At 60.7% G+C, this 20,236-nt stretch carries 20 protein-coding genes; 10 read left to right on the forward strand and 10 right to left on the reverse strand.

Annotation, left to right across the window (positions count from 1 at the left end; translation table 11 throughout):
* Positions 1–6 precede the first annotated feature (6 nt).
* Complete coding sequence (leuS, locus tag A8C75_RS02690; RefSeq protein ID WP_067377743.1) at positions 7–2,601, reverse strand: leucine--tRNA ligase; 2,595 nt, start codon at positions 2,599–2,601, stop codon at positions 7–9.
* A 146-nt stretch (positions 2,602–2,747) separates the two neighbouring features.
* On the opposite strand from leuS, the gene A8C75_RS02695 reads away from it, so the two are divergent.
* From A8C75_RS02695 to A8C75_RS02710, 4 genes are read left to right on the forward strand one after another with little or no spacing between them, the layout of a single operon-like run.
* On the forward strand, positions 2,748–3,293 hold the full coding sequence (locus A8C75_RS02695; RefSeq protein ID WP_067377746.1) for a zinc ribbon-containing protein: 546 nt from the start codon (positions 2,748–2,750) through the stop codon (positions 3,291–3,293).
* A gap of 29 nt (positions 3,294–3,322) precedes the next feature.
* Complete coding sequence (locus tag A8C75_RS02700) at positions 3,323–4,318, forward strand: amidoligase family protein (protein ID WP_227819821.1); 996 nt, start codon at positions 3,323–3,325, stop codon at positions 4,316–4,318.
* Positions 4,297–4,995, forward strand: a complete 699-nt coding sequence (locus A8C75_RS02705; RefSeq protein WP_067377749.1) for a gamma-glutamyl-gamma-aminobutyrate hydrolase family protein — start codon at positions 4,297–4,299, stop codon at positions 4,993–4,995. Before A8C75_RS02700 ends, A8C75_RS02705 begins: the two co-directional genes overlap by 22 nt.
* Positions 4,996–5,007: 12 nt before the next feature.
* Positions 5,008–5,439: a YqaA family protein gene (locus A8C75_RS02710; RefSeq protein ID WP_067377752.1), complete on the forward strand. Its 432-nt coding sequence runs from the start codon at positions 5,008–5,010 to the stop codon at positions 5,437–5,439.
* 458 nt (positions 5,440–5,897) lie between these two features.
* Here A8C75_RS02710 and A8C75_RS02715 read toward each other — a convergent pair whose 3' ends face one another.
* The 6 genes from A8C75_RS02715 to miaB all read right to left on the reverse strand — a co-directional run bounded on the left by A8C75_RS02715 (position 5,898) and on the right by miaB (position 11,640).
* Entirely contained in the window at positions 5,898–6,218 is a 321-nt protein-coding gene (locus tag A8C75_RS02715; protein WP_067377756.1) for a carboxymuconolactone decarboxylase family protein, read from the reverse strand.
* A gap of 114 nt (positions 6,219–6,332) precedes the next feature.
* Positions 6,333–7,898: an apolipoprotein N-acyltransferase gene (lnt, locus tag A8C75_RS02720; RefSeq protein WP_067377759.1), complete on the reverse strand. Its 1,566-nt coding sequence runs from the start codon at positions 7,896–7,898 to the stop codon at positions 6,333–6,335.
* Positions 7,899–7,913: 15 nt separating this feature from the next.
* Positions 7,914–8,756 (reverse strand): HlyC/CorC family transporter, encoded by an 843-nt coding sequence (locus tag A8C75_RS02725; RefSeq protein ID WP_067377761.1) that lies wholly within the window; start codon positions 8,754–8,756, stop codon positions 7,914–7,916.
* A gap of 12 nt (positions 8,757–8,768) precedes the next feature.
* Positions 8,769–9,224: an rRNA maturation RNase YbeY gene (gene ybeY, locus A8C75_RS02730; protein WP_067377765.1), complete on the reverse strand. Its 456-nt coding sequence runs from the start codon at positions 9,222–9,224 to the stop codon at positions 8,769–8,771.
* Positions 9,221–10,231, reverse strand: a complete 1,011-nt coding sequence (locus tag A8C75_RS02735) for a PhoH family protein (protein ID WP_067377768.1) — start codon at positions 10,229–10,231, stop codon at positions 9,221–9,223. The genes ybeY and A8C75_RS02735 overlap by 4 nt, the downstream gene beginning before the upstream one ends.
* A 59-nt stretch (positions 10,232–10,290) precedes the next feature.
* Positions 10,291–11,640 carry a tRNA (N6-isopentenyl adenosine(37)-C2)-methylthiotransferase MiaB gene (gene miaB / locus A8C75_RS02740; protein ID WP_067377770.1) on the reverse strand — a complete coding sequence of 450 codons (1,350 nt, stop codon included), beginning with the start codon at positions 11,638–11,640 and terminating at the stop codon, positions 10,291–10,293.
* 200 nt (positions 11,641–11,840) lie between these two features.
* Between miaB and A8C75_RS02745 the strand changes: the two genes are divergently transcribed.
* A complete protein-coding gene (locus tag A8C75_RS02745) occupies positions 11,841–12,167 on the forward strand; it encodes a DUF1820 family protein (RefSeq protein ID WP_067377773.1) in 327 nt (108 codons plus the stop codon).
* Between the two features lie 84 nt (positions 12,168–12,251).
* On the opposite strand, the gene A8C75_RS02750 is transcribed toward A8C75_RS02745, so the two are convergent.
* Together A8C75_RS02750 and epmB are read right to left on the reverse strand one after the other, a co-directional pair.
* Positions 12,252–12,788: a hypothetical protein gene (locus tag A8C75_RS02750; RefSeq protein WP_067377776.1), complete on the reverse strand. Its 537-nt coding sequence runs from the start codon at positions 12,786–12,788 to the stop codon at positions 12,252–12,254.
* 124 nt (positions 12,789–12,912) lie between these two features.
* Positions 12,913–13,932: an EF-P beta-lysylation protein EpmB gene (epmB, locus tag A8C75_RS02755; RefSeq protein ID WP_067377779.1), complete on the reverse strand. Its 1,020-nt coding sequence runs from the start codon at positions 13,930–13,932 to the stop codon at positions 12,913–12,915.
* Positions 13,933–14,052: 120 nt separating this feature from the next.
* On the opposite strand from epmB, the gene efp reads away from it, so the two are divergent.
* Both efp and epmA read left to right on the forward strand, forming a co-directional pair.
* Positions 14,053–14,616: an elongation factor P gene (efp, locus tag A8C75_RS02760; protein WP_067377782.1), complete on the forward strand. Its 564-nt coding sequence runs from the start codon at positions 14,053–14,055 to the stop codon at positions 14,614–14,616.
* 126 nt (positions 14,617–14,742) lie between these two features.
* Positions 14,743–15,717: an EF-P lysine aminoacylase EpmA gene (gene epmA / locus A8C75_RS02765; protein WP_067377785.1), complete on the forward strand. Its 975-nt coding sequence runs from the start codon at positions 14,743–14,745 to the stop codon at positions 15,715–15,717.
* An 8-nt stretch (positions 15,718–15,725) separates the two neighbouring features.
* On the opposite strand, the gene A8C75_RS02770 is transcribed toward epmA, so the two are convergent.
* On the reverse strand, positions 15,726–16,880 hold the full coding sequence (locus A8C75_RS02770) for a MalY/PatB family protein (protein WP_067377788.1): 1,155 nt from the start codon (positions 16,878–16,880) through the stop codon (positions 15,726–15,728).
* 325 nt (positions 16,881–17,205) lie between these two features.
* On the opposite strand from A8C75_RS02770, the gene A8C75_RS02775 reads away from it, so the two are divergent.
* From A8C75_RS02775 to rimI, 3 genes are read left to right on the forward strand one after another with little or no spacing between them, the layout of a single operon-like run.
* Positions 17,206–18,747, forward strand: coding sequence for a 2-isopropylmalate synthase (locus A8C75_RS02775; RefSeq protein ID WP_067377791.1), 1,542 nt, complete (start codon positions 17,206–17,208; stop codon positions 18,745–18,747).
* Positions 18,747–19,784, forward strand: coding sequence for a uracil-DNA glycosylase family protein (locus A8C75_RS23515; RefSeq protein ID WP_157890201.1), 1,038 nt, complete (start codon positions 18,747–18,749; stop codon positions 19,782–19,784). The genes A8C75_RS02775 and A8C75_RS23515 overlap by 1 nt, the downstream gene beginning before the upstream one ends.
* Complete coding sequence (rimI, locus tag A8C75_RS02785; RefSeq protein ID WP_067377797.1) at positions 19,777–20,226, forward strand: ribosomal protein S18-alanine N-acetyltransferase; 450 nt, start codon at positions 19,777–19,779, stop codon at positions 20,224–20,226. Before A8C75_RS23515 ends, rimI begins: the two co-directional genes overlap by 8 nt.
* The last annotated feature ends 10 nt before the right edge of the window (positions 20,227–20,236 follow it).

Raw genomic sequence — 20,236 nt, forward strand, 5'->3', positions numbered from 1 at the left:
CCGTCCTTAGCCTACAACGATATTGACCAGTTTACCCGGCACTACAATTTTCTTGCGCAGCTGCTTGTCGGCCATGTGCTTGCGCACATTTTCGTCCGCCAGGGCGGTGTGCAGAATCACATCTTCATCGGCATCGGCGGCGACACTGATTTTGGCGCGCATCTTGCCGTTGACCTGTACTACCATTTCCAGCGATGCACGCACCAGGGCGCTTTCATCCACCTGTGGCCAGGGCGTGTGCAGCAGGTCGTTGCTGCCGGTGAGCTGCTGCCAGAGGTGGTGGGTAATGTGCGGCACTATGGGTGACAGCAACTGGGTAGCCGCCAGTACGGCTTCCCGGGTGATGGCACGGCCCTGTTCGCTGACATCGACAAAGCGTCCGATGCTGTTGGACAGTTCCATCACGGCGGCAATGGCGGTGTTGAACGTCTGGCGACGCTCGATATCGTCGCTGACCTTGGCGATGGTCTCGTGCACCTTGCGCCGCAGGTCGCGCTGCTCGTTGCTGAGGCTGGCGGTATCCAGCGCGGCCACGTCCTGGCCCTGCTGCAGGTGGTCGTGTACCTGTTTCCACAAGCGCTTGAGGAAGCGGTGTGCGCCTTCAACCCCGGAGTCGGACCATTCCAGAGACTGCTCGGGCGGGGCGGCAAACATCATGAACAGGCGCACGGTGTCGGCACCGTACTTGTTGATCATGACCTGCGGATCTATGCCGTTGTTCTTGGACTTGGACATCTTCGAAACGCCAGCCTGTTCCACCGGCAGACCGTCGGCCTTCAGGCGCGCGCTGATGATGCGGCCCTTGTCGTCGGTTTCGGTGTCGACATCGGTGGGCGCGATCCAGATCTTGCCGCCCTTTTCGTCTTCGCGGTAGTAGGTATCGGCCAGCACCATGCCCTGGCACAGCAGGCGGGTGAAGGGCTCATCGGATTGGACCAGGCCTTCGTCGCGCATCAGCTTGTGGAAGAAGCGCGAATACAGCAGGTGCAGGATGGCGTGTTCGATGCCGCCTATGTACTGATCCACCGGCAGCCAGTAGTTGGCCTGTTCGGGATCCAGCATGGCGTTGTCGCTGCGGGCGCAGGCATAGCGGGCGTAGTACCAGCTCGATTCCATAAAGGTATCGAAGGTATCGGTTTCACGCTCGGCCGCACCGCCACAACCGGGGCAGGTTGTCTGGATGAAGCTGTCCATTTTCTTGATCGGCGAGCCGACGCCGTCAAAGTCGACATCTTCCGGCAGCACCACCGGCAACTGGTCTTCCGGCACCGGCAGCGGGCCGCAGGACGGGCAGTTGATCACCGGAATGGGCGTGCCCCAGTAGCGCTGACGGGAGACACCCCAGTCGCGCAGGCGATAATTGATGGTGGTGCGGCCCTTGCCCTTGCGCTCGAGTTCCTTGGCGATGGCCTTGAAGGCCAGCTCGAATTCGAGCTCGGAGAAGTCGCCGGAATTGATCAGCACGCCCTTGTCGGTGAAGGCTTCGCGCTCGATATCGATCGGGGTGGCGGGATCCAGCGGCTTGATAACCTGGCGCAGCGGCAGGCCGTACTTGTGGGCAAACTCCCAGTCGCGCTGGTCGTGGGCCGGTACCGCCATCACGGCACCCGAACCGTAGTCCATCAGTACGAAGTTGGCGGTCCAGACCGGTACCTTTTCACCGGTCAGCGGGTGGGTTGCTTCCAGACCCAGCGCCATGCCTTTTTTCTCCATGGTGGCCAGATCCGCCTCGGCCACCTTGGTGTGCTTGCAGTCTTCCAGGAAGGCGGCCAGCGCCGGGTTCTTCTCGGCGGCTTGCAGCGCCAGCGGATGCTGCGGCGCTACGGCCACATAGGTGACACCCATCAGGGTATCCGGGCGGGTGGTGAAGACTTCCAGTTCACCATTGCCCGCGACCTGAAACTTCAGCTCCACGCCCTGGGAGCGTCCGATCCAGTTGCGCTGCTGGGTACGCACCTGTTCCGGCCAGTGTTCCAGCTTGTCGAGATCGTCCAGCAACTGGTCGGCGTAGTCGGTGATTTTCAGGAACCACTGCGGAATTTTTTTGCGCTCAACCAGAGCGCCGGAGCGCCAGCCGCGGCCGTCGATCACCTGTTCGTTGGCCAGTACCGTCTGGTCGACCGGATCCCAGTTAACCTCGGATTCCTTTTTGTAGACCATGCCCTTGGCCATCAGCCGGGTAAAGAACCATTGCTCCCAGCGGTAGTATTCCGGGTGGCAGGTGGCGATTTCGCGGCTCCAGTCGTAACCAAACCCCATCTGCTGCAACTGGTTGCGCATGTAGCTGATGTTTTCGTAGGTCCACTTGCCCGGTGCGACATTATTTTTGATCGCGGCGTTTTCAGCCGGCAGGCCGAAAGCGTCCCAGCCCATGGGCTGTAGGACATTCTTGCCCTGCATGCGCTGGTAGCGCGAGACGACATCACCAATGGTGTAATTGCGCACGTGCCCCATATGCAGACGACCGCTGGGATACGGAAACATCGACAGGCAGTAGAATTTTTCTTTGGTGAGGTCTTCGTCGCTGCGAAAGCTATCGTGCTCATCCCAGTATGCCTGGGTCTGGGACTCGATGTCCCCGGGCTGGTATTGTTCGTTCATGGATTTAGGAATCGACATTCTCTGACAATAAAACCGGCATCTGGAAATGCCGGCTATTGGTTCAATGGAAAGTTCGTGACATGCGGCATAGCATACAATAGAAGCTACTCCATCAACAGTGGAATGCGCCCGGTCTAGGAGACGATATGACTGATGATCCCCGCAAGCAGGAACAGCAACACGACAAGGCCACCACGGCCTACGACCGTATTCTTAAACGGTTACTGGCCGATCTTGAGAACGCCGAGATCCGTTCCTGGGATTATTTGCAGGAACGCATAGAGGAAGCAGCCAAGCTGGAGCTGGCCGCCGAAGAAATGACCCGTGACGAGATGGATCTGCTCACGGCTTATCTCAAACGTGATCTCAAGCGCCTGGGCTACTATGCCCATGAAACCGGTGCCGGCATCGCGGCCTGGCTGCATTTTGATCTGAATATTCTGGAGCATCGTCTGGGTGAGCTGCTGATGGGTCTGGCGGATCGGACCCGCATCGATCAGGAAGCGCTGCGGGAACGCCTGTCCCACGGCGAAGATGACTATCTCAGTGGCGAAATTGCCACAGTGGGAACTCTGGCCTGCCTGAACTGTGGCGCGACTCAGGAACTGACTGAAACCTCTCGCATCGAGGATTGCCAGACCTGCGGCAAGGGCTTCTTCCGACGTATATCCAAACCCTGGTCCGGGGCCTGAGGCGCAGCGGTGTTTAAGGATGTCCTGTCATGCACAAGCGCGTGGGTGCTCTTATGACGCCTGCGCATAACTTCACCCGTGAGGGCCAGGAGCGGCGCGTCGGCGTCGAGATCGAGCTGGCCGGTATAGAGCTGGACGATATAGCCCGCTGTATTCAGGCTACCTTCGGTGGGCGGGTCGAACGGGTCTCGGTGTGTGAGCAGCGCGTGGCGGGCACCGAATTTGGCCGCTTCAGTCTGGAGCTGGACCTGCGCTATCTCAAAAAGCTCGGTCGCGAACAGAGCCACGGTCACAGCAGCGAACTGGAGAACCTGGCCACTGAGGCGCTGGCGGCCGTAGCCAGCAACCTGGTGCCCTTTGAAATCGTCTGTCCGCCGATTCCCTTTTCCCGCCTGGAGGTGCTGGAAAGCCTGGTGCAATCATTGCGCGAGGCCGGTGCCCTGGGCACCCACGGTGCCGCCCGTTATGCCTTCGGGGTGCACTTCAACCCCGAACTGCCGGCGCTGGATAGCCACACCCTGGTGCGTTATCTCAAGGCCTATCTGTGCCTGCATGACTGGCTGGGTGCGCGGGAGCAGACGGCACTGGTACGACGCCTGAGCCCCTTTATTCAGCCCTTTTCGCGGGAGTATTGCGAGCAGGTACTGCAGAGCGACTACTGGCCGGACCAGGACGGCCTGATCCGCGATTATCTGGCCCTGAACCCGACGCGAAACCGGGCGCTCGACATGCTGCCGCTGCTGGCCTGGCTTGATCCGGCAGCGGTGAAGGCTGCGGTGCCGGATGAAAAGGTCAATGCAAGGCCCACGCTGCATTACCGTCTGCCCAATTCCGATATCGACAATCCCCAGTGGCGCCTGCTGGATGCCTGGCAGGACTGGCAGCAGGTGGAAGCACTGGTACAGGCCCCCGCGCGGTTGGACGCACTGTGCCGAGATTATCTGGTTCACCGGCAGCGGGCGCTGCCGGACTGGATAGCACCCTGGTCTGAAAAGGTGGAGCTGTGGCTGGCCGACCCCTCATAGGGGTTACAGGCCCGGATGGCGGACTTGCCTTCGCCTGGTGGGCCAGCAGTCTGGCGATCTGGCTGGCCGGTGGGCAGGCACTGCGCCTGACACCATCCCGTTATCAGCAGCACAGTCACGACCGTCTGCAGGGCCTGGTTATCGGCGGCGGGGATGACATAGATCCGACGCTGTACGGCGGGCATGATGACGGCCGAGCGCCGATCGACCCTGAGCGGGATCGCTTTGAAATAGAAATGATTGAACACGCCCTGCAGACTCGCTTGCCGTTGCTGGGTATCTGTCGCGGCGCCCAGCTGATCAATGTGGTGCTGGGGGGCTCGCTGCATGGCGATATTCGCGGTCTGCGCTGCCAGACCTCAAACTTCCGCACACCCTTGCCGCGCAAGACGGCGCTGAGTGCGCACAGGGGTGTGCTGAGCCGGGTGCTGGGACGTGAACGCTGGTCCATCAACAGTCTGCATCACCAGGCCATCGATCGGCTGGGGCAGGGGCTGGTGGTCGCCGCGCGGGATCTGGACAACTTTGTCCAGGCGGTGGAGTGCGAACAGGGGCGGTTGATTCTGGGGGTGCAGTGGCATCCGGAATATCTGTCCTATCTGGCGGGGCAGCGGCGGCTGTTTCGCTATCTGATAGACTGTGCGCGACTGAGCGAGCCCGAATCCCTTGATGACTGACCCTGATGGATTATGACTGAATATCTGTTGCTGTTTGGCGGCGCATTCGCTGCTGCCACCATTCTGCCGTTTTACTCCGAGGTTTATCTGGCAATTCTGCTGTCCGAACAACCAGGCAACTGGGCCTGGCTGTGGCTGGTTGCCACCTCGGGCAATACCCTGGGCGCGGTGCTCAACTGGTGGCTGGGGCAGTATATGCTGCATTATCGCGAGCGGCGCTGGTTTCCCCTCAAGGCACGGGAGCTGGAGCGGGCGCAGCGCTGGTTTCAGCGCTTTGGCGTCTGGAGCCTGCTGTTTGCCTGGCTGCCGATCGGCGGTGATGCGCTGACCTTTATCGGTGGCATCATGCGAGTGCGGCTGAGTTACTTCGTGGTGCTGGTGGGTATCGGCAAGGGGCTACGTTACCTGGTGGTGATCCTGTTCGCGGATGCACTGTTGTTTTAGCCCCTTGATGCGGGAGGCGATTCTGGGAGTCTGTCCGTCAATACTCACTGCTGCGAACCACCTGGCTCATTTAACAATGAGAGGGGTAACAGCTCAGTTCAATGAAATGGATAACCCAGCATGTCTTGGAGCTTGGAGCTTGGAGCTTGGAGCTTGGATCTGCAGCGCTGGCGGGCACTTCGAGGGTGTTTGACAGTCTCTATTGCGCCTTGCTGGCGCGATACTTTCTTTTCTCGTGCAAAGAAAGTATCCAAAGAAAGCACGCCCCGATGAAGCCTTTCCGCTGCGCTCTGAGCCCCTGCGGCGGGCTCCGCTGAAGGTACATCCATGCACCTCATCGCAGACGCGACAGTCCCTGTCGCGTCCCTTCGGGCCAATTCGCCGCATGGTCTCAGTGCTCGCCGGCTTCATAAGGGGGAACAAGAGCCGCTCTGACATATCGGTGGGATGCTGGCGCGTTAGTCCGCGTTGAGCACGTCTTCTACCCAGCTCAGTGCAGCCATCATGGCGGGAAACCCCAGGGTGCTGGTCAGCAGCAATATGGCGTGGCGGATTTCATCTGGGCTGGCACCGGCGTCCAGCGCGCGGCGGCAGTGGCTGTGCACGGCGCCTTCGGAGCGGATGCTGGCGGCGGCGGCGAGCTGAATCAGCTGGGCGCTTTTCTCATCCAGCGGACCTTCCTCGCGTACCGCCTTGCCCAGGTTATCCAGTGCGCCGGCCAGCTTTTTGTACCGGCTGCGAAACTGGACATAGTTTTTCGGAAGCTTTGACTCGGCCATGGTGGCCCCTCCTGATTGATCCCGCGATTCACCTTAGACCCTATGTCTTGCAGCATAGCAGCCTGGCAGGTTACGGGCTGTCAGGCTGCGCGAACACGGCTGGGCAGGTTTTTCTCAGGGGCGCGGGTTTATGCGCGAAGTGGTATGGGAGGCGCTTTGGGAGTTCGGGCGTGATGCGCGCAGGCGGGAGAGCAGCGCCAGGCTGCACAAGAGTACAGCGATTAGCAGTGCCGGCCAGACGCCGCTGCGCTGATAGGGTGTCAGGCCGCGCATGCCCTGCACATGATCAACCAGCACGGCGCTCTGGTAACGCGGCGCCTGGGCGCGTATCTGGCCCTGGCTGTCCACCAGTGCGCTGATGCCATTGTTGGTGGCCCGGATCAGCCAGCGACCGTTTTCCAGTGCCCGCATGCGGGCGATCTGCAGATGCTGATCGGGTGCTATGGAGCGGCCGAACCAGGTATCGTTGGATACGGTCAGCAGCAGGTCGGAATCCAGGCTTGAACGCCGTACCAGCTCCGGGTAGGCAATCTCGTAGCAGATGGCTGCGGCTATGCGGTGCGGCCCGAACGGCAGCGGCTGCTGTTCGTTTTGGGGCAGGCTAAAGGCCGACATCGGCAGATTGAAAAAATCGATCAGGCCGCGCAGCCAGGATTCCAGCGGCACATACTCGCCAAAGGGTACCAGTCGCTGCTTGTGATAAACCGCGGGCTCGGGCGTCAGGATCGCCAGGCTGTTGTGGTAAATGCTGCGGGCAGGGTCGGTGTTGTCCTGCACCACCGAGGGCAGGCCCGAGATAAATCCGGTGCCGCTGCGCGCAAGTGCCTCGACAAAGGGTGTGAGCTGGCGCTCGGCCCGGTACAGGGTCGAGGGGATGGCGGTTTCGGGCCAGATCAGCAGATCAACCTGGCCTGCCTGCAGGCTCAGCTGCTGATAGTGGCTGATGATGTCGAGCAGGCGGCCCGATTCCCATTTCATCTGCTGCGGAATATTGCCCTGCACCAGTGCGACCTTGAGTGGCGCGCCTGAGGTCTGTGTCCAGCTCAGCGGCAGCAGGGCGATGCCGGCCAGCGGCAGGCTGAGCAGCGTTGCCGTCAGCACACGGTTGCGGGTCGTGCGTGCCAGCAGCAGTTGCACCAGACCTGTGCCCAGCAGTACGGCGATCAGGCTCAGCGCCCAGACGCCGCCCACCGGTGCCCAGAGTGCCAGCGGGGTGTCGATCAGCGGGTAACCCAGGTAGAGCCAGGGAAAGCCGGTCAGCAACCAGCTGCGCACCCATTCCCAGATCAGCCAGAGGCCGACAAAACCGAGCCACTGGCCGCCGCCACGGCCAAACAGGCGGCCGTACATCCAGCCCTGGGCGGCGCCCAGCAGCGCCAGTGCGGCAACAAAGGCAGCGGTAAGTAGCCCAGCCAGCCATGCCGAGGCATTGCCGTAGGTATGAATGCTGACATAGACCCAGGAAATGCCAACGCCATAAAAGCCCAGCCCAAACAGCCAGCCCAACCAGGCCCCACGGCGGGCGGACTGCTCCCGCAGGCAGAGCCATAGCAGTGCCGGTGCGCCAAGCGCCAGCGGCCAGAGACCAAAGGGGGCAAAAGCCAGTGGCGTCAGGCCACCGGCGAGGGCGGCTGCCAGCGCTCTAAGCCAGAGCGGGACAGCACGATCCATCGCAAACATAGGGGATATCCGGGATTAACGGGACTGGCGGCTGACCTGCAGCAGACGAATGCGGCGGTTGTCGGCGGACAGTACCTTGACGGTGAATTCGTCCAGCTCAACGCTCTCGTCCTTGCGCGGCAGATGGCCGAAGCGCTGGGTGACAAGGCCGCCTATGGTGTCGAAGTCATCGTCGGACAGGCCAACATCGAAATACTCGTTAAAGTCCTCAATGGGGGTCAGTGCCTTGACGATGTAGCCATTGTCGTCGAACGGGCGGATATTGCCGTCATCGTCGTCAATGTCGGTTTCATCCTCGATTTCGCCGACGATCTGTTCCAGCACGTCCTCGATGGTGATCAGGCCGGCAATGCCGCCGTACTCATCCACCACCACCGCCATGTGGTTGCGCGTGGCGCGGAACTCCTGCAGCAGGGTGTTGAGGCGCTTGGATTCGGGAATCACCGTTACCGGACGCAGGGCGTTGCGGATATCGAAGTTGTCGCTGTTATCTTCCAGAATCAGCGGCAGCAGCTCCTTGGCCAGCAAAATACCCAGCACTTCGTCGGGGCTTTCGCCTATCACCGGGAAGCGGCTGTGGGCGCTGGAGATGATCAGGGGCAGAAAGTCGCGCGGCGACTGCTCTACCTGCACCACCACCATCTGCGAGCGCGGGACCATGACGTCGCGCACCTGCATTTCGGCTACCTGCATGGCGCCCTCGATAATACCGAGGGCTTCAAGGCTGAGGACATTGTCCTCTACGGATTCGCGCAGCAGATAGAGCAAGTCTTCCTGGGTGCGGGGTTCGTCGGCAAAGGCCTGCGCAAGGCGGCCAAACCAACTTCGGGGTTGGCCCCCCGATCGGTCAACGCTCATGGTGTTCCTCGATTAGCGTTCCTGGTAAGGATCCGGGATGGACAGGTCGGCAAGCAATTGCCGTTCCAGTGCTTCCATCTCTTCGGCATCCTCGTCCTTTATATGATCGTAACCCAGCAGATGCAAGGTTCCGTGAATAACCAGATGCGCCCAGTGATCGAGCAGGGGCTTTTGCTGCTCAGCAGCTTCATGTGCGACGACCTCGGCACAGATGACCAGATCACCGAGCAGGTCGAGTTCGATACCCTCAGGCACCTCGAAGGGGAAGGACAGTACGTTGGTGGGCTTGTCCTTGCCACGGTACTGCAGGTTCAACGCCTGACTCTCGCTGCTATCGACCACGCGAACACAGAGTTCACCGCCATCGAAGCGGCCTTTAAGGGCGGCCTCGACCCAGATCTGGAACTGCGCTTCCCCGGGGATATCGGCCGCTTCTGTGGCCAGTTGCACTTCTATGCTGGGTTTCAAGACGGGTGGACTCCTGACGCCGAGGCGTTGGCCTGTTCCAGCTCATAGCGTTCGTAGGCGCGCACTATGTGCTGTACCAGCGGATGACGCACCACATCCTTGGCCGAGAAATGGGTAAAGCCAATCTCCTCGACATCCCCGAGTACTTCCATGGCGTGCCTGAGGCCCGACTGGATGTGCTTGGGCAGATCGACCTGGGTGATGTCACCGGTAATCACGGCGGTAGAGCCAAAACCGATGCGGGTGAGGAACATCTTCATCTGCTCGCGGGTGGTGTTCTGGCTTTCATCCAGAATCACGAAGGAGCCGTTGAGCGTGCGTCCGCGCATATAGGCCAGCGGTGCCACTTCGATGATGTTGCGCTCGATCAGTTTGGTGACGCGCTCAAACCCCAGCATTTCATAGAGGGCGTCGTACAGTGGGCGCAGGTAAGGGTCTACTTTCTGGGCCAGATCGCCGGGCAGAAAACCGAGCTTTTCGCCCGCCTCCACCGCCGGGCGCACCAGCAGAATGCGGCTGACTTCTTCACGCTCCAGCGCTTCCACCGCGCAGGCTACGGCCAGATAGGTCTTGCCGGTACCGGCGGGGCCTATGCCGAAGTTGACGTCGCGGCTGCGGATGGCGCGCACATACTGCTGCTGGTTTTCACCACGCGGGCGTATATGGACCTTCTTGGTACGGATGCTGACGTCGCCGCCAGCGCTGCCCTGGTCGATGCGGTTTTGCAGCAGCTCGACACCGGATTGCTGCAACTGCAGGTGCACGGCTTCGGGCGTCAGCTGTACGCCGGCGCCGGCTTCCTTGTAGAGGTTCTGCAGCATTTCGGCGACAACGCGCACGATTTCCAGATCGCCAATCAGCTGAAAGTGATTGCCGCGATTACGGATTTCGATATGCAGGCGTTGTTCTATCAGTTTGATGTGCTCATCGAGCTGGCCACAGAGGTTGGCCAGGTGTTCGATATTGTCAGGTTCGAGGGTCAGGCGTAGCGTTTGCGCAGTGTTCAATTTAGCTCCTAGTCAGTAAGCGCAGGGGATAACTCACCCTGCGGTTACAGAGTTCGCGTTCAGTGCGTTTGATCAAGCTCCGAGCTGATCAGTTCCCCGCGAAGCGAGTTGGCGTAAGCCTCCAGAATCCGGATATCGGCAAAGTGGCCGATCAAGTCCGGATTGGTGGAACGGAAGTTGACGACGCGGTTGTTCTCGGTGCGTCCCGACAGTTCGCCCGGGTCTTTCCTTGAGTAGCCGTTCACCAGAATGCGCTGCACGCTGCCCACCATGCGACGGCTAATCCCCATCGCCTGCTGGATGATACGCTCCTGCAGAATCTTCAGGTGCAGCTTTTTGGTGTCTTCCGACACAGTGTCCGGCAGGTCGGCGGCCGGTGTGCCCGGGCGACGGCTGTAGACGAAGCTGAATGAGTTATCGAAGCCGATGTCCTGAATCAGGTTCATGGTGGCCTCAAAATCCGCTTCGGTTTCGCCGGGGAAGCCGACGATAAAGTCCGACGAGAAGCTGATCTCCGGGCGCAGCTTGCGAATACGGCGCAGCTTGGATTTGTATTCAAGCGCAGTATGGCCGCGTTTCATGGCCATCAGTATGCGGTCCGAGCCACTTTGCACCGGCAGGTGCAGATGGCTGACCAGTTCCGGTACGTCGGCGTAGGCGTCGATCAGATTGTCGTTGAATTCCACCGGGTGGGAGGTGGTAAAGCGAATGCGGTCGAGGCCGTCTATGGCGGCAACCCGCCGGATCAGCTCGGCCAGGTCCGCGCTATCGCCATCGGCCGTAGCGCCGCTATAGGCATTGACGTTCTGCCCCAGCAGGTTCACTTCACGCACGCCCTGTTCGGCCAGTTCCTGGCATTCCGCCAGTACGCTGTCCAGCGGGCGGCTGACTTCTTCGCCACGGGTGTAGGGCACCACACAGAAGGTGCAGTACTTGCTGCAGCCTTCCATCACCGATACGAAGGCTTCGGCACCCTCGACCTTGGGGGCGGGCAGGTGATCGAACTTCTCGATTTCCGGGAAGCTGACATCCACCACGCCTTTCTGGCCCTGGTGGGTCAGATCGATCATTTCCGGCAAGCGGTGCAGGGTTTGCGGGCCAAAGATCATGTCCACATAGGGCGCACGCTTATAGATGGCTTCGCCTTCCTGGCTGGCGACGCAGCCGCCCACACCTATTACCAGGTCGGGGTTGCGATCCTTGAGCTTGCGCCAGCGGCCGAGCTGATGGAACACCTTTTCCTGGGCTTTTTCACGTATCGAACAGGTGTTGAGCAGCAGCACATCCGCATCTTCCGGGTTGTCTGTCAGCTCCAGCGCATGGCTTTCACCCAGCAGATCTGCCATACGGGACGAATCGTACTCGTTCATCTGGCAGCCATGGGTTTTGATAAACAGCTTCTTCGCCATTTCTCACCTGTATTGATTAAACGGGTTGCTCTGGGGAGCCGGGTCTGGCCTGCCGCTTTACACAACAGGACTGCACCCGTCCCCGAAAGGACCGCGCATTATACTGAAAGCAGGCGGGGCTGCCTAGATTTTGAGCAGCCTTGTATCGCGCGATTTCGCCCTCATTATAAGGCGTAATACAGTTAGCAGCAGTACAGACCATGACCAGTGACGAACGAATGTATCGGGTGCAATTCATCAATCAGGATCAGGTGTACGAGCTCTATGCGCGCCATGTGTCCCAGAGCGAGATGTGGGGCTTTATCGAGATCGAGGACTTTGTCTTTGGCAGCCGTTCCGAGCTGCTGGTGGATCCAGGCGAGGAAAAACTGAAAAAGCAGTTCGGGGATGTAAAGCGATCTTATATCCCGATGCAGGCCATCATCCGTATCGACGAAGTCCGTCAGCAAGGGGTGCCCAAGATCAGCGAAGCGCGTGGCAGTGTTACGGCCTTCCCGTTGTCGATACCACCACGCAGGGATCGCTAGCGGCTCGCACGCTTAAGGGTTATCAAGATGGCAGCGGGGCCGCCGGCAGGCCGGCAACCCTGAAATTCATCGTTTCGGAGTCTGTTACTGCTGTTGTGCCAGAGAAGGACGGCAGCTGTTATTCAGACTGGGATCGAGAATTTCGCCCAGGCGACTCTCGTTGTAAAACTCGTTGGCGCCGTTCATGTAGATGATCTCGACCCCCTCGACCTCAAAGCAGGTTGCCTTCTTGTTACTCCAGATCTTGTCCCACTTGTGCTCGCCGGCGCTGCTGAAAGGCCGGAAGGGGCCGGCAACGCGCAGCCAGGTATCGGGTCTGTTGGTTTTCTTGGCGTTGATGATTTTGCCCTCGGCGCTATAGGCCGTGGTCTTGAACATCACAAACTGGAAGGTCTGGTCGGAGACATTGCTGAAACTGATGTGCGCATCGGTCAGGCCGCCCCTGCCGGGCTTGCTGGCGCGAAAGTCGTGTATCTGCACAACGGGTTTGGGAATGGGGCGGACATACACAACAGGTTCTGGCTCGGGCTCCGCTACGGGGGTGGCCTTTTTGAACATGTTGCCACAACCGACCAGCGTTACGGCGCCGGCGGCGACAACCAAGAGTTTCCAGGCTTTCATCTGAACAGGCTCCTGCGTAGATCCATGATGATTATTATTCCTGCTGTGGTAGCTATAGTGCGCTGCGTCTGCAGTGTCATGCGTTACTGCATGCGGCGAATTCAGATTGTCGCATGAAGCCGATTCAGGCGGTACTGTCTCCTCCGAGCGCCAGTAGGGTTTTCGAAGGGCGCCCCGGAATCTCCCGTGCAAGGCGCGGCAGCAGAAAGCCGGGCAGTTCGGCCTGCAGTGCCTGCATCAAGGCTTTTGCCTCGTCGTCGCTGACATCAAAATGAGCGGCGCCCGCCACGGCATCCAGTACAAACAGATAATAGGGTAGTACGCCTGCGGCAAAGAGTCGCTCGCTGAGTGCTTGTAATGCTTCAACGCTGTCGTTCACGCCGCGCAGCAGCACCGACTGGTTCAGCATGGTCAGGCCGGCGCGCTTGAGCCGGTTGACGGCCAGATCCACCTCGGTGTCGATCTCGTTGGCATGGTTGGCGTGCAGCACCATTACAGATTGCAGGCGAGTACCGGTAAGAGCCTCGACCAGGCTATCCGTCACCCGCTGGGGAATCACGACCGGCAGCCGGCTGTGCACGCGGATGCGGCTGAGGTGGGGAATCTCGGCCAGATCCCGGATCATGCGGGCCAGGCGCTTGTCGCTGGTGGCCAGCGGATCACCGCCGGAGAAAATGACTTCATTGACCTGTGGTTGCTGGTGCAGATACGCCAGCACTTGCTGCCACTGTTCCGGCCCCAGGCGATTGTCGTCGTAGGGAAAGTGGCGCCGAAAGCAGTAGCGGCAGTTGATGGCGCAGGCGCCGGTGAGGATCAGCAGTACCCGTCCCTTGTACTTGTGGATCAGGCCATCATGGTGATTGGCGGCCATTTCTGCCAGCGGGTCGGTGACATAACCCGGCACCTGCAGACGCTCGGCGCCAAGCGGCAGCACCTGGCGCAGCAGAGGATCATCCGGGTCGCCTTTGCGGATACGGTTGAGATAGGGCCTGGGCACTCGTAGCGGGAAGTCGCCGGCTGCAGCCAGGGCAGGTGTCAGCAGCGCATCGGGAAGTTCCAGCAGGCGCAGCAGCTCGGCGGGATCGTCAATGGTATGACTGAGCAGCTGCTGCCAGTCATCGAGCAGTGTTACCGGAAGATTCATCAGGGATCGCGGACGCAAGAAGGGAATTTGATCGCATTCTGCTTTCAAGTAGAATGACTGTCAATTTTCGGGCAGCGCCCGGTCTTCAGTTAGCTAATCGAGTCCCGAGACTTCCCCTATATGGCAAATTACTCTGCGAACCAGTTCAAGAACGGCCTGAAAATCATGCTCGACGGTGATCCCTGCACCATGACGGACGTCGAGTTCGTCAAACCGGGTAAAGGTCAGGCGTTCACCCGTGTAAAAATGCGCAACCTGATTTCCGGCCGTACCTGGGAAAAGACCTTCAAGTCCAACGAATCGGCGGAAGGCGCTGATGTCATGGACCGCGACATGGAATACCTCTACTCCGACGGCGAGATGTGGCACTTCATGGAGCCTGCCACTTTCGAACAGTTCGCCGCTGACAAGAATGCCGTGGGCGATGCGCACCAGTGGCTAAAAGAACAGGACCGCAGCATGATCACGCTGTGGAACGGCAACCCGATCTCCGTTACACCGCCCAACTTTGTTGAGCTGGCCGTAACGGAAACCGATCCCGGCGTTAAGGGCGACACTGCCCAGGGCGGCTCCAAGCCGGCAACCCTGAGCACCGGCGCCGTGGTTCGCGTACCGCTGTTTATCGAAGAAGGCGATATTCTGAAAATCGATACCCGCACCGGTGGCTACGTCAGCCGCGCCTGATGCAGGCCTGCGAGTTTTCAGTAACGGCAGCTTAGGCTGCCGTTGTCGTTTGTGGACTCTGGTGTCCTCCGACACCGCCGCTATTGTGCCCAAAAGGCCTGATTCTTTAACCAAGACTGCTGTTATATGAAAGCCCAAGACTGGCGCCCGAGCGCATCGATTGAAAACCTGCGTCGTCGGGCGCAGATTCTGGCCGCTATCCGCGACTTCTTTGCCGTGCGGGATGTGCTTGAAGTGGAAACGCCGGCACTGTCGCACCGTGCCGTCAGCGACCCCTTTATTGACAGCATTGAAGCGGCCTATGCGCCCTTCCCGGGCGGACCAGTACAGCCGCTCTATCTGCAAAGCTCCCCCGAGTACGCCATGAAACGGCTGCTGGCGGCGGGCTCCGGCGCCATTTATCAGCTGGGGCGGGCCTATCGCAACGGTGAGTCGGGCGGGCGGCATAATCCGGAATTCACCATGCTGGAGTGGTACCGGCCGGATTTTGACGACGCTGCGCTGATGGATGAGGTCGAGGCGCTGGTGTGTGCTGTGCTGGGCTTGCCGCCGATTCGTCGCGTCACCTATAGGGCGCTGTTTCAGGAGCAGCTGGGGCTGGATCCGCTAAGGGCCCCGCTTTCACAACTGAAGGCCTGCGCGCGGGCGTCGCTGGATGTGGCCATGGAAGATGATGATAGGGACAGCTGGCTGAATCTGCTGATGTCCCATCTGATCGAGCCTGCGCTGGCCGGGCAGGGCGCTGTATTCGTGCATGAGTTTCCCGCCAGCCAGGCCGCGCTGGCAAGGCTGCGACCCGGTGCAGACGGCACGCCGGTGGCGGCGCGCTTTGAGCTCTTTATCCAGGGCATGGAGCTGGCCAACGGCTACCACGAACTCACCGATGCTGCCGAGCAGGCACACAGGCTGGAGGCGGATCAGAGTAGTCGTGCCAGCCTTGGCCTGCCGCAGCGCCCGCTGGAAGAGCGGCTGGTGAGTGCGCTGCAGCAGGGGCTGCCCGACTGTGCCGGCGTCGCCCTGGGCGTGGATCGGCTGGTGATGCTGGCGCTGCAAACCCTGTCGATCCGCGATGTGATCGCCTTTCCGTTCGACAGGGCCTGAGTCCCGCCTTACGCCGGCAGGTGATTCAGCAGGGCGCTGCGGATGCGGCGTACGGCTTCTTCCAGCAGATCGCGGGGGCAGCCGAAGTTGAGGCGCATATAGCGGTCATCGCCAAAATCCCGCCCCGGTGACATGCCAACCCCCGCCTGTTCGAAGAAGTGCGCCGGGTTCTCGAGCTTGGCGGCAGAGACATCTATCCAGGCGAGGTAAGTGGCTTCCACCGGCTCCATGCGCAGGCCCGGAATACTGTTGATTTCCCGCACCAGGTAGTCGCGGTTGCCGCGCAGGTAGTCGAGCTGGCGCCGGTTCCAGGTATCGCCATCGCGGTAGGCGGCGAGGGCTGCGGTGTAGCCCAGCAGGTTGACGTCCGGCACTATGCCCCTGCGTACCCGGCTAAAGGCCTTGCGCAGCTCAGGATCGGGGATGATGGCAAAAGAGCAACCCAGGCCCGCGATATTGTAGGTTTTGCTGGGTGCCATCAGGGTGATGCTGCGGGCCTGGATAGCGTTGTTGATTGAGGCCAGCGGCAGGTGCTCGACGCCAGGCTCCAGAATCAGATCGCAGTGGATTTCATCGGAGCAGACGATCAGGTCGTGCTGCTGCACTATGGCTGCCAGACGCTCCAGTTCATCACGCCTGTAGCAGGTGCCGCCGGGGTTGTGCGGGTTGCAGAACAGCAGTAGCCGACTGTCGGGGGTAATGGCGGCTTCCAGAGCGTCAAGATTCAGCGTCCAGCGTGACCCCTGTTGCTGCATGGGGACGGTGATCAGCTGGCGTGATGACAGCCGTGGCGCGGTCATGAAGGGCGGGTAGACAGGTTTGGGCGCCAGCACGCTGTCACCGTCGATACCGACACTGCGACAGCTGAGATTGAGGCCGCACACCAGGCCCGGCAGCCATACCAGCCAGTCGACGTTGATAGTCCAGTCATAGAGTCGCTGCATGCGCTCGATCACCAGGCGATTAAGCTCGGCCGGCGTCTGGGTATAGCCGAAGACGCCGTGGCTGATACGCTGCTGCAGCGCTTCGATGACGGCCGGCGGCGACATGAAGTCGGTATCGGCGACCCACATGGGCAGTATTTCGCTGTCGCGGTACTTTTCCCATTTCTCGCTGGCGGTATCGCGGCGATCGATAATACGGTCAAAATTTTCGGGGGCCATGCTGCACCTTTTGCGTGAACCTGGGTTGCGGACCATTGTAGCGGCACCGGGTTGCAAATAGTCAACGTGGCGTTATAGTTACGAACCGGAGCAGCCAGGCCCTCCATTCCACCCTGTTATCGCAGTGATTGCGGGCCCTGGAAGGGACCTGAACAGGGGCTCGCAGTGCTGTAATCGGAGCGCGCTGAGCGACTTGATGAGCGGCGGTGGCCTGATTTTTCCTCCCCTCTTTCCTTTATATTAGTATCCTGTGAGCAGACCAGGCCGCATCCCGCCTGTGATGGCAACAACCGGGCGACGCCGCAACCGATTTGGAGACTTCCCGATGAGTGATAGCAACAGAGTCATCATTTTCGATACCACCCTGCGTGATGGCGAGCAGAGCCCCGGCGCCTCCATGACCCGGGATGAAAAGCTGCGTATTGCTCGCCAGCTTGAGAAAATGCGCGTCGATGTTATAGAGGCGGGTTTCGCCATCGCCAGTCAGGGTGACTTCGAGGCGGTCAAGGCGATTGCCGATACGGTGCGCAACAGCACCATCTGCTCCCTGTCCCGGGCGCTGGACAAGGACATAGACCGCGCCGGCGAGGCACTGCGCAACGCCAACTCCGGGCGCATTCATACCTTTATAGCCACCTCGCCGATCCACATGAAGTACAAGCTGCAGATGCAGCCGGATCAGGTGGTGGAGCAGGCGGTGAAGGCCGTTACCCGGGCGCGCAACCTGATGGACGATGTTGAGTTCTCGCTGGAGGACGCCAGCCGCTCCGAATTTGATTTCATGTGCCGCATTATCGAGCAGGTTATCGATGCCGGTGCCCGCACCATCAATATTCCGGATACCGTGGGTTATGCGGTGCCGCAGGAATTTGCCGCAACCATCGCCCGCCTGATTCAGAATATCCCCAATGCCGACAAGGCGATCTTCTCGGTACACTGCCATAACGATTTGGGGCTGGCGGTTGCCAACTCCCTGGCGGCGGTGTCGGCCGGTGCGCGGCAGGTGGAATGTACCGTCAATGGTCTGGGTGAGCGTGCCGGTAATGCCTCGCTGGAAGAGATCGTCATGGCGATCCGTACCCGCCACGATACCCTGGGCGTGACCACCAATATTGATAGCACCCAGATAGTGCCGGCATCCAAGCTGGTGTCCAGCGTGACCGGTTTCCCGGTGCAGCCCAACAAGGCCATTGTCGGCGCCAATGCCTTTGCCCACGAGTCGGGCATTCACCAGGATGGCATGCTCAAGCACCGTGAAACCTATGAAATCATGACCGCGGAATCCGTTGGCTGGCACACCAACCGCATGGTGATGGGCAAGCACTCCGGGCGTAACGCTTTTCGCGCGCGCCTTGAAGAGCTGGGCACCAGTGTAGCGTCCGAAGCCGAACTGAACGATGCCTTTGCCCGTTTCAAGGACCTGGCGGACAAGAAACACGAGATCTTCGATGAAGACCTGATGGCGCTGGTGTCCGATACCCGTGCCACCGCCGGTAACGAAACCTACCGCCTGAGCAGCCTGAGGGTAACCTCCCAGACAGGCGAAGTGCCGGAGTCCAGCGTCACCCTGATGGTCAACGGTCAGGAGCAGTCGGCGCAGGCGGTGGGATCGGGCCCGGTGGATGCTACCTTCAAGGCGATTGAGTCCATGGTGCAGTCGGGCTCGAGCCTGGAGCTGTACTCGGTTAATGCCATTACCAGCGGCACCGATTCCCAGGGCGAAGTTACCGTTCGGCTGGAACTGGGCGGGCGTATCGTCAATGGGCTGGGCGCCGATACCGATATCATTATCGCCTCGGCCAAGGCCTATGTGCATGCGCTGAATCTGCTTGAGGCCAACGTTCAGAAGGCCCACCCGCAGGTGTGATGAACGCTCAGGATTTGCAGTCACAACAGCTACGCCACCAGTATCTGCAGGCGATGGGCATCAGCAGCTGGCTCCCGCGGGAGCCCCTGGCCGGTGCCCGGCCATCTGCTGATTGGGTGTGGCAGTTTCAGCAGGGCGCAACAGACGCCTGGGATGATGGCGAGAGTCCGGAGTCGGACATCGATGACGTTGCCCCCGACGCTGGCGCCGTTTCGACTGCCGGTCGCAGCAGCGGTGCCGGCCGTGCTGCGCTGCTGGACAGTCTGGATGCTTCGCCAGGCTCAGGCTCAGGTTTAGACACAGTCTCAAAAACTGCGCCCGCAAGGCCTGCAACACCCGCAAGCCCCGCTGTGGCGCCGCCCCGTGCGGTTCCATCACCAGCAACCGCAGCCGTCGCACGAGCCCCCCAGGCCAACTCCCAGGCTGCATCTGTTGCTCCCTCTGCTGCTCCTTCCATAGCGCCGTCTGCCCCAACAGCATCCGCTGCACCTGTGCAGCCAGAGGCTGTGCCGCGTGCGCGGCGTCCTGAACCTCAGCTTGTGCCGGAGTTCAAGCTGGCGTTTTTGTCCATGGGTGATGGTCTGATTATCGACTCCTTGCCACCGCAGTCGCGCGGGGGCTTCAGTCCCGCCCACCTGCGTCTGGCGATGTCGCTCTGGCGTGCCCTTGGCATGCCAGCAGCGGAGCCACCCCGGGCGCAGCTGCTGCCCTGGCCAGCCTTTACCAGCCGTTCTCTTGACCAGGGCTGGGATCAGGCCCAGACGGCGGTACAGCGCAAGTTCGACCTGATGCTGCAGCAATCGCCGGCGCGCTTTGTGCTGCTGCTGGGTGACGCGGCGGCGCGTCTGTTGCTGCAGTCCCCCGAGGGCGGTGACGGCATGCGCGGCATGCTGTTCAGGCCGCGCAGCCAGGTGTCGGCGCTGGCCACCGCGAGCCTCAGTGAAATGCTGCAGGTGCCGGGGTGCAAGCGGGATGTCTGGCGGGATCTGCAACCGCTGATGCGCCACCTGACGCAAGCGCCGCCCGTCGATGGCTGAGATTCGAGCGCTGCAACTGGCTGATCTGGCAAGCCTTAACCGGCTGCAGCCGCAGTGCTTTGATCCGCCCTGGAGCCAGGACATGCTGCACGCGCGTCTGGTACATCCCCGGGGGCTTAATCTTGGCCTCTTCTGTGACGGTGACTTGCAGGGCTTTGTGCTGTTAAGTCATGTGCTGGATGAGGCCGAGGTGCTGCAAATTGGTGTGGCGCCGCAGTATCAGCGTGCAGGTCTTGCGCGTCAGCTGCTGATGCAGGCGCAGGTGCAGCTGGCACGGTTGGGCATCGAGCGCCTGATGCTTGAAGTCCGGGTCTCCAATCAGCCGGCGCTGGGGCTCTACCGTGCCCTGGGGTTTGTCGAGGATGGGCGTCGCAGTGGCTATTACCCCACGGCGACCGGTCATGAGGACGCGGTATTGATGAGTGTTCGCCCAGGCGCTTGAGGCCGACAAG

Source organism: Marinobacterium aestuarii (assembly GCF_001651805.1).
In the GTDB taxonomy this organism is placed as follows: domain Bacteria; phylum Pseudomonadota; class Gammaproteobacteria; order Pseudomonadales; family Balneatricaceae; genus Marinobacterium_A; species Marinobacterium_A aestuarii.

What these genes read in the sequence shown, in the direction of transcription:
- leuS (WP_067377743.1), bottom strand. Translation starts at nt 2,601, where the DNA reads ATGAACGAACAATACCAGCCCGGGGACATCGAGTCCCAGACCCAGGCA.
- A8C75_RS02695 (WP_067377746.1), top strand. Translation starts at nt 2,748, where the DNA reads ATGACTGATGATCCCCGCAAGCAGGAACAGCAACACGACAAGGCCACC.
- A8C75_RS02700 (WP_227819821.1), top strand. Translation starts at nt 3,323, where the DNA reads ATGCACAAGCGCGTGGGTGCTCTTATGACGCCTGCGCATAACTTCACC.
- A8C75_RS02710 (WP_067377752.1), top strand. Translation starts at nt 5,008, where the DNA reads ATGACTGAATATCTGTTGCTGTTTGGCGGCGCATTCGCTGCTGCCACC.
- A8C75_RS02715 (WP_067377756.1), bottom strand. Translation starts at nt 6,218, where the DNA reads ATGGCCGAGTCAAAGCTTCCGAAAAACTATGTCCAGTTTCGCAGCCGG.
- lnt (WP_067377759.1), bottom strand. Translation starts at nt 7,898, where the DNA reads ATGTTTGCGATGGATCGTGCTGTCCCGCTCTGGCTTAGAGCGCTGGCA.
- A8C75_RS02725 (WP_067377761.1), bottom strand. Translation starts at nt 8,756, where the DNA reads ATGAGCGTTGACCGATCGGGGGGCCAACCCCGAAGTTGGTTTGGCCGC.
- miaB (WP_067377770.1), bottom strand. Translation starts at nt 11,640, where the DNA reads ATGGCGAAGAAGCTGTTTATCAAAACCCATGGCTGCCAGATGAACGAG.
- A8C75_RS02745 (WP_067377773.1), top strand. Translation starts at nt 11,841, where the DNA reads ATGACCAGTGACGAACGAATGTATCGGGTGCAATTCATCAATCAGGAT.
- A8C75_RS02750 (WP_067377776.1), bottom strand. Translation starts at nt 12,788, where the DNA reads ATGAAAGCCTGGAAACTCTTGGTTGTCGCCGCCGGCGCCGTAACGCTG.
- epmB (WP_067377779.1), bottom strand. Translation starts at nt 13,932, where the DNA reads ATGAATCTTCCGGTAACACTGCTCGATGACTGGCAGCAGCTGCTCAGT.
- efp (WP_067377782.1), top strand. Translation starts at nt 14,053, where the DNA reads ATGGCAAATTACTCTGCGAACCAGTTCAAGAACGGCCTGAAAATCATG.
- epmA (WP_067377785.1), top strand. Translation starts at nt 14,743, where the DNA reads ATGAAAGCCCAAGACTGGCGCCCGAGCGCATCGATTGAAAACCTGCGT.
- A8C75_RS02770 (WP_067377788.1), bottom strand. Translation starts at nt 16,880, where the DNA reads ATGGCCCCCGAAAATTTTGACCGTATTATCGATCGCCGCGATACCGCC.
- A8C75_RS02775 (WP_067377791.1), top strand. Translation starts at nt 17,206, where the DNA reads ATGAGTGATAGCAACAGAGTCATCATTTTCGATACCACCCTGCGTGAT.
- A8C75_RS23515 (WP_157890201.1), top strand. Translation starts at nt 18,747, where the DNA reads ATGAACGCTCAGGATTTGCAGTCACAACAGCTACGCCACCAGTATCTG.
- rimI (WP_067377797.1), top strand. Translation starts at nt 19,777, where the DNA reads ATGGCTGAGATTCGAGCGCTGCAACTGGCTGATCTGGCAAGCCTTAAC.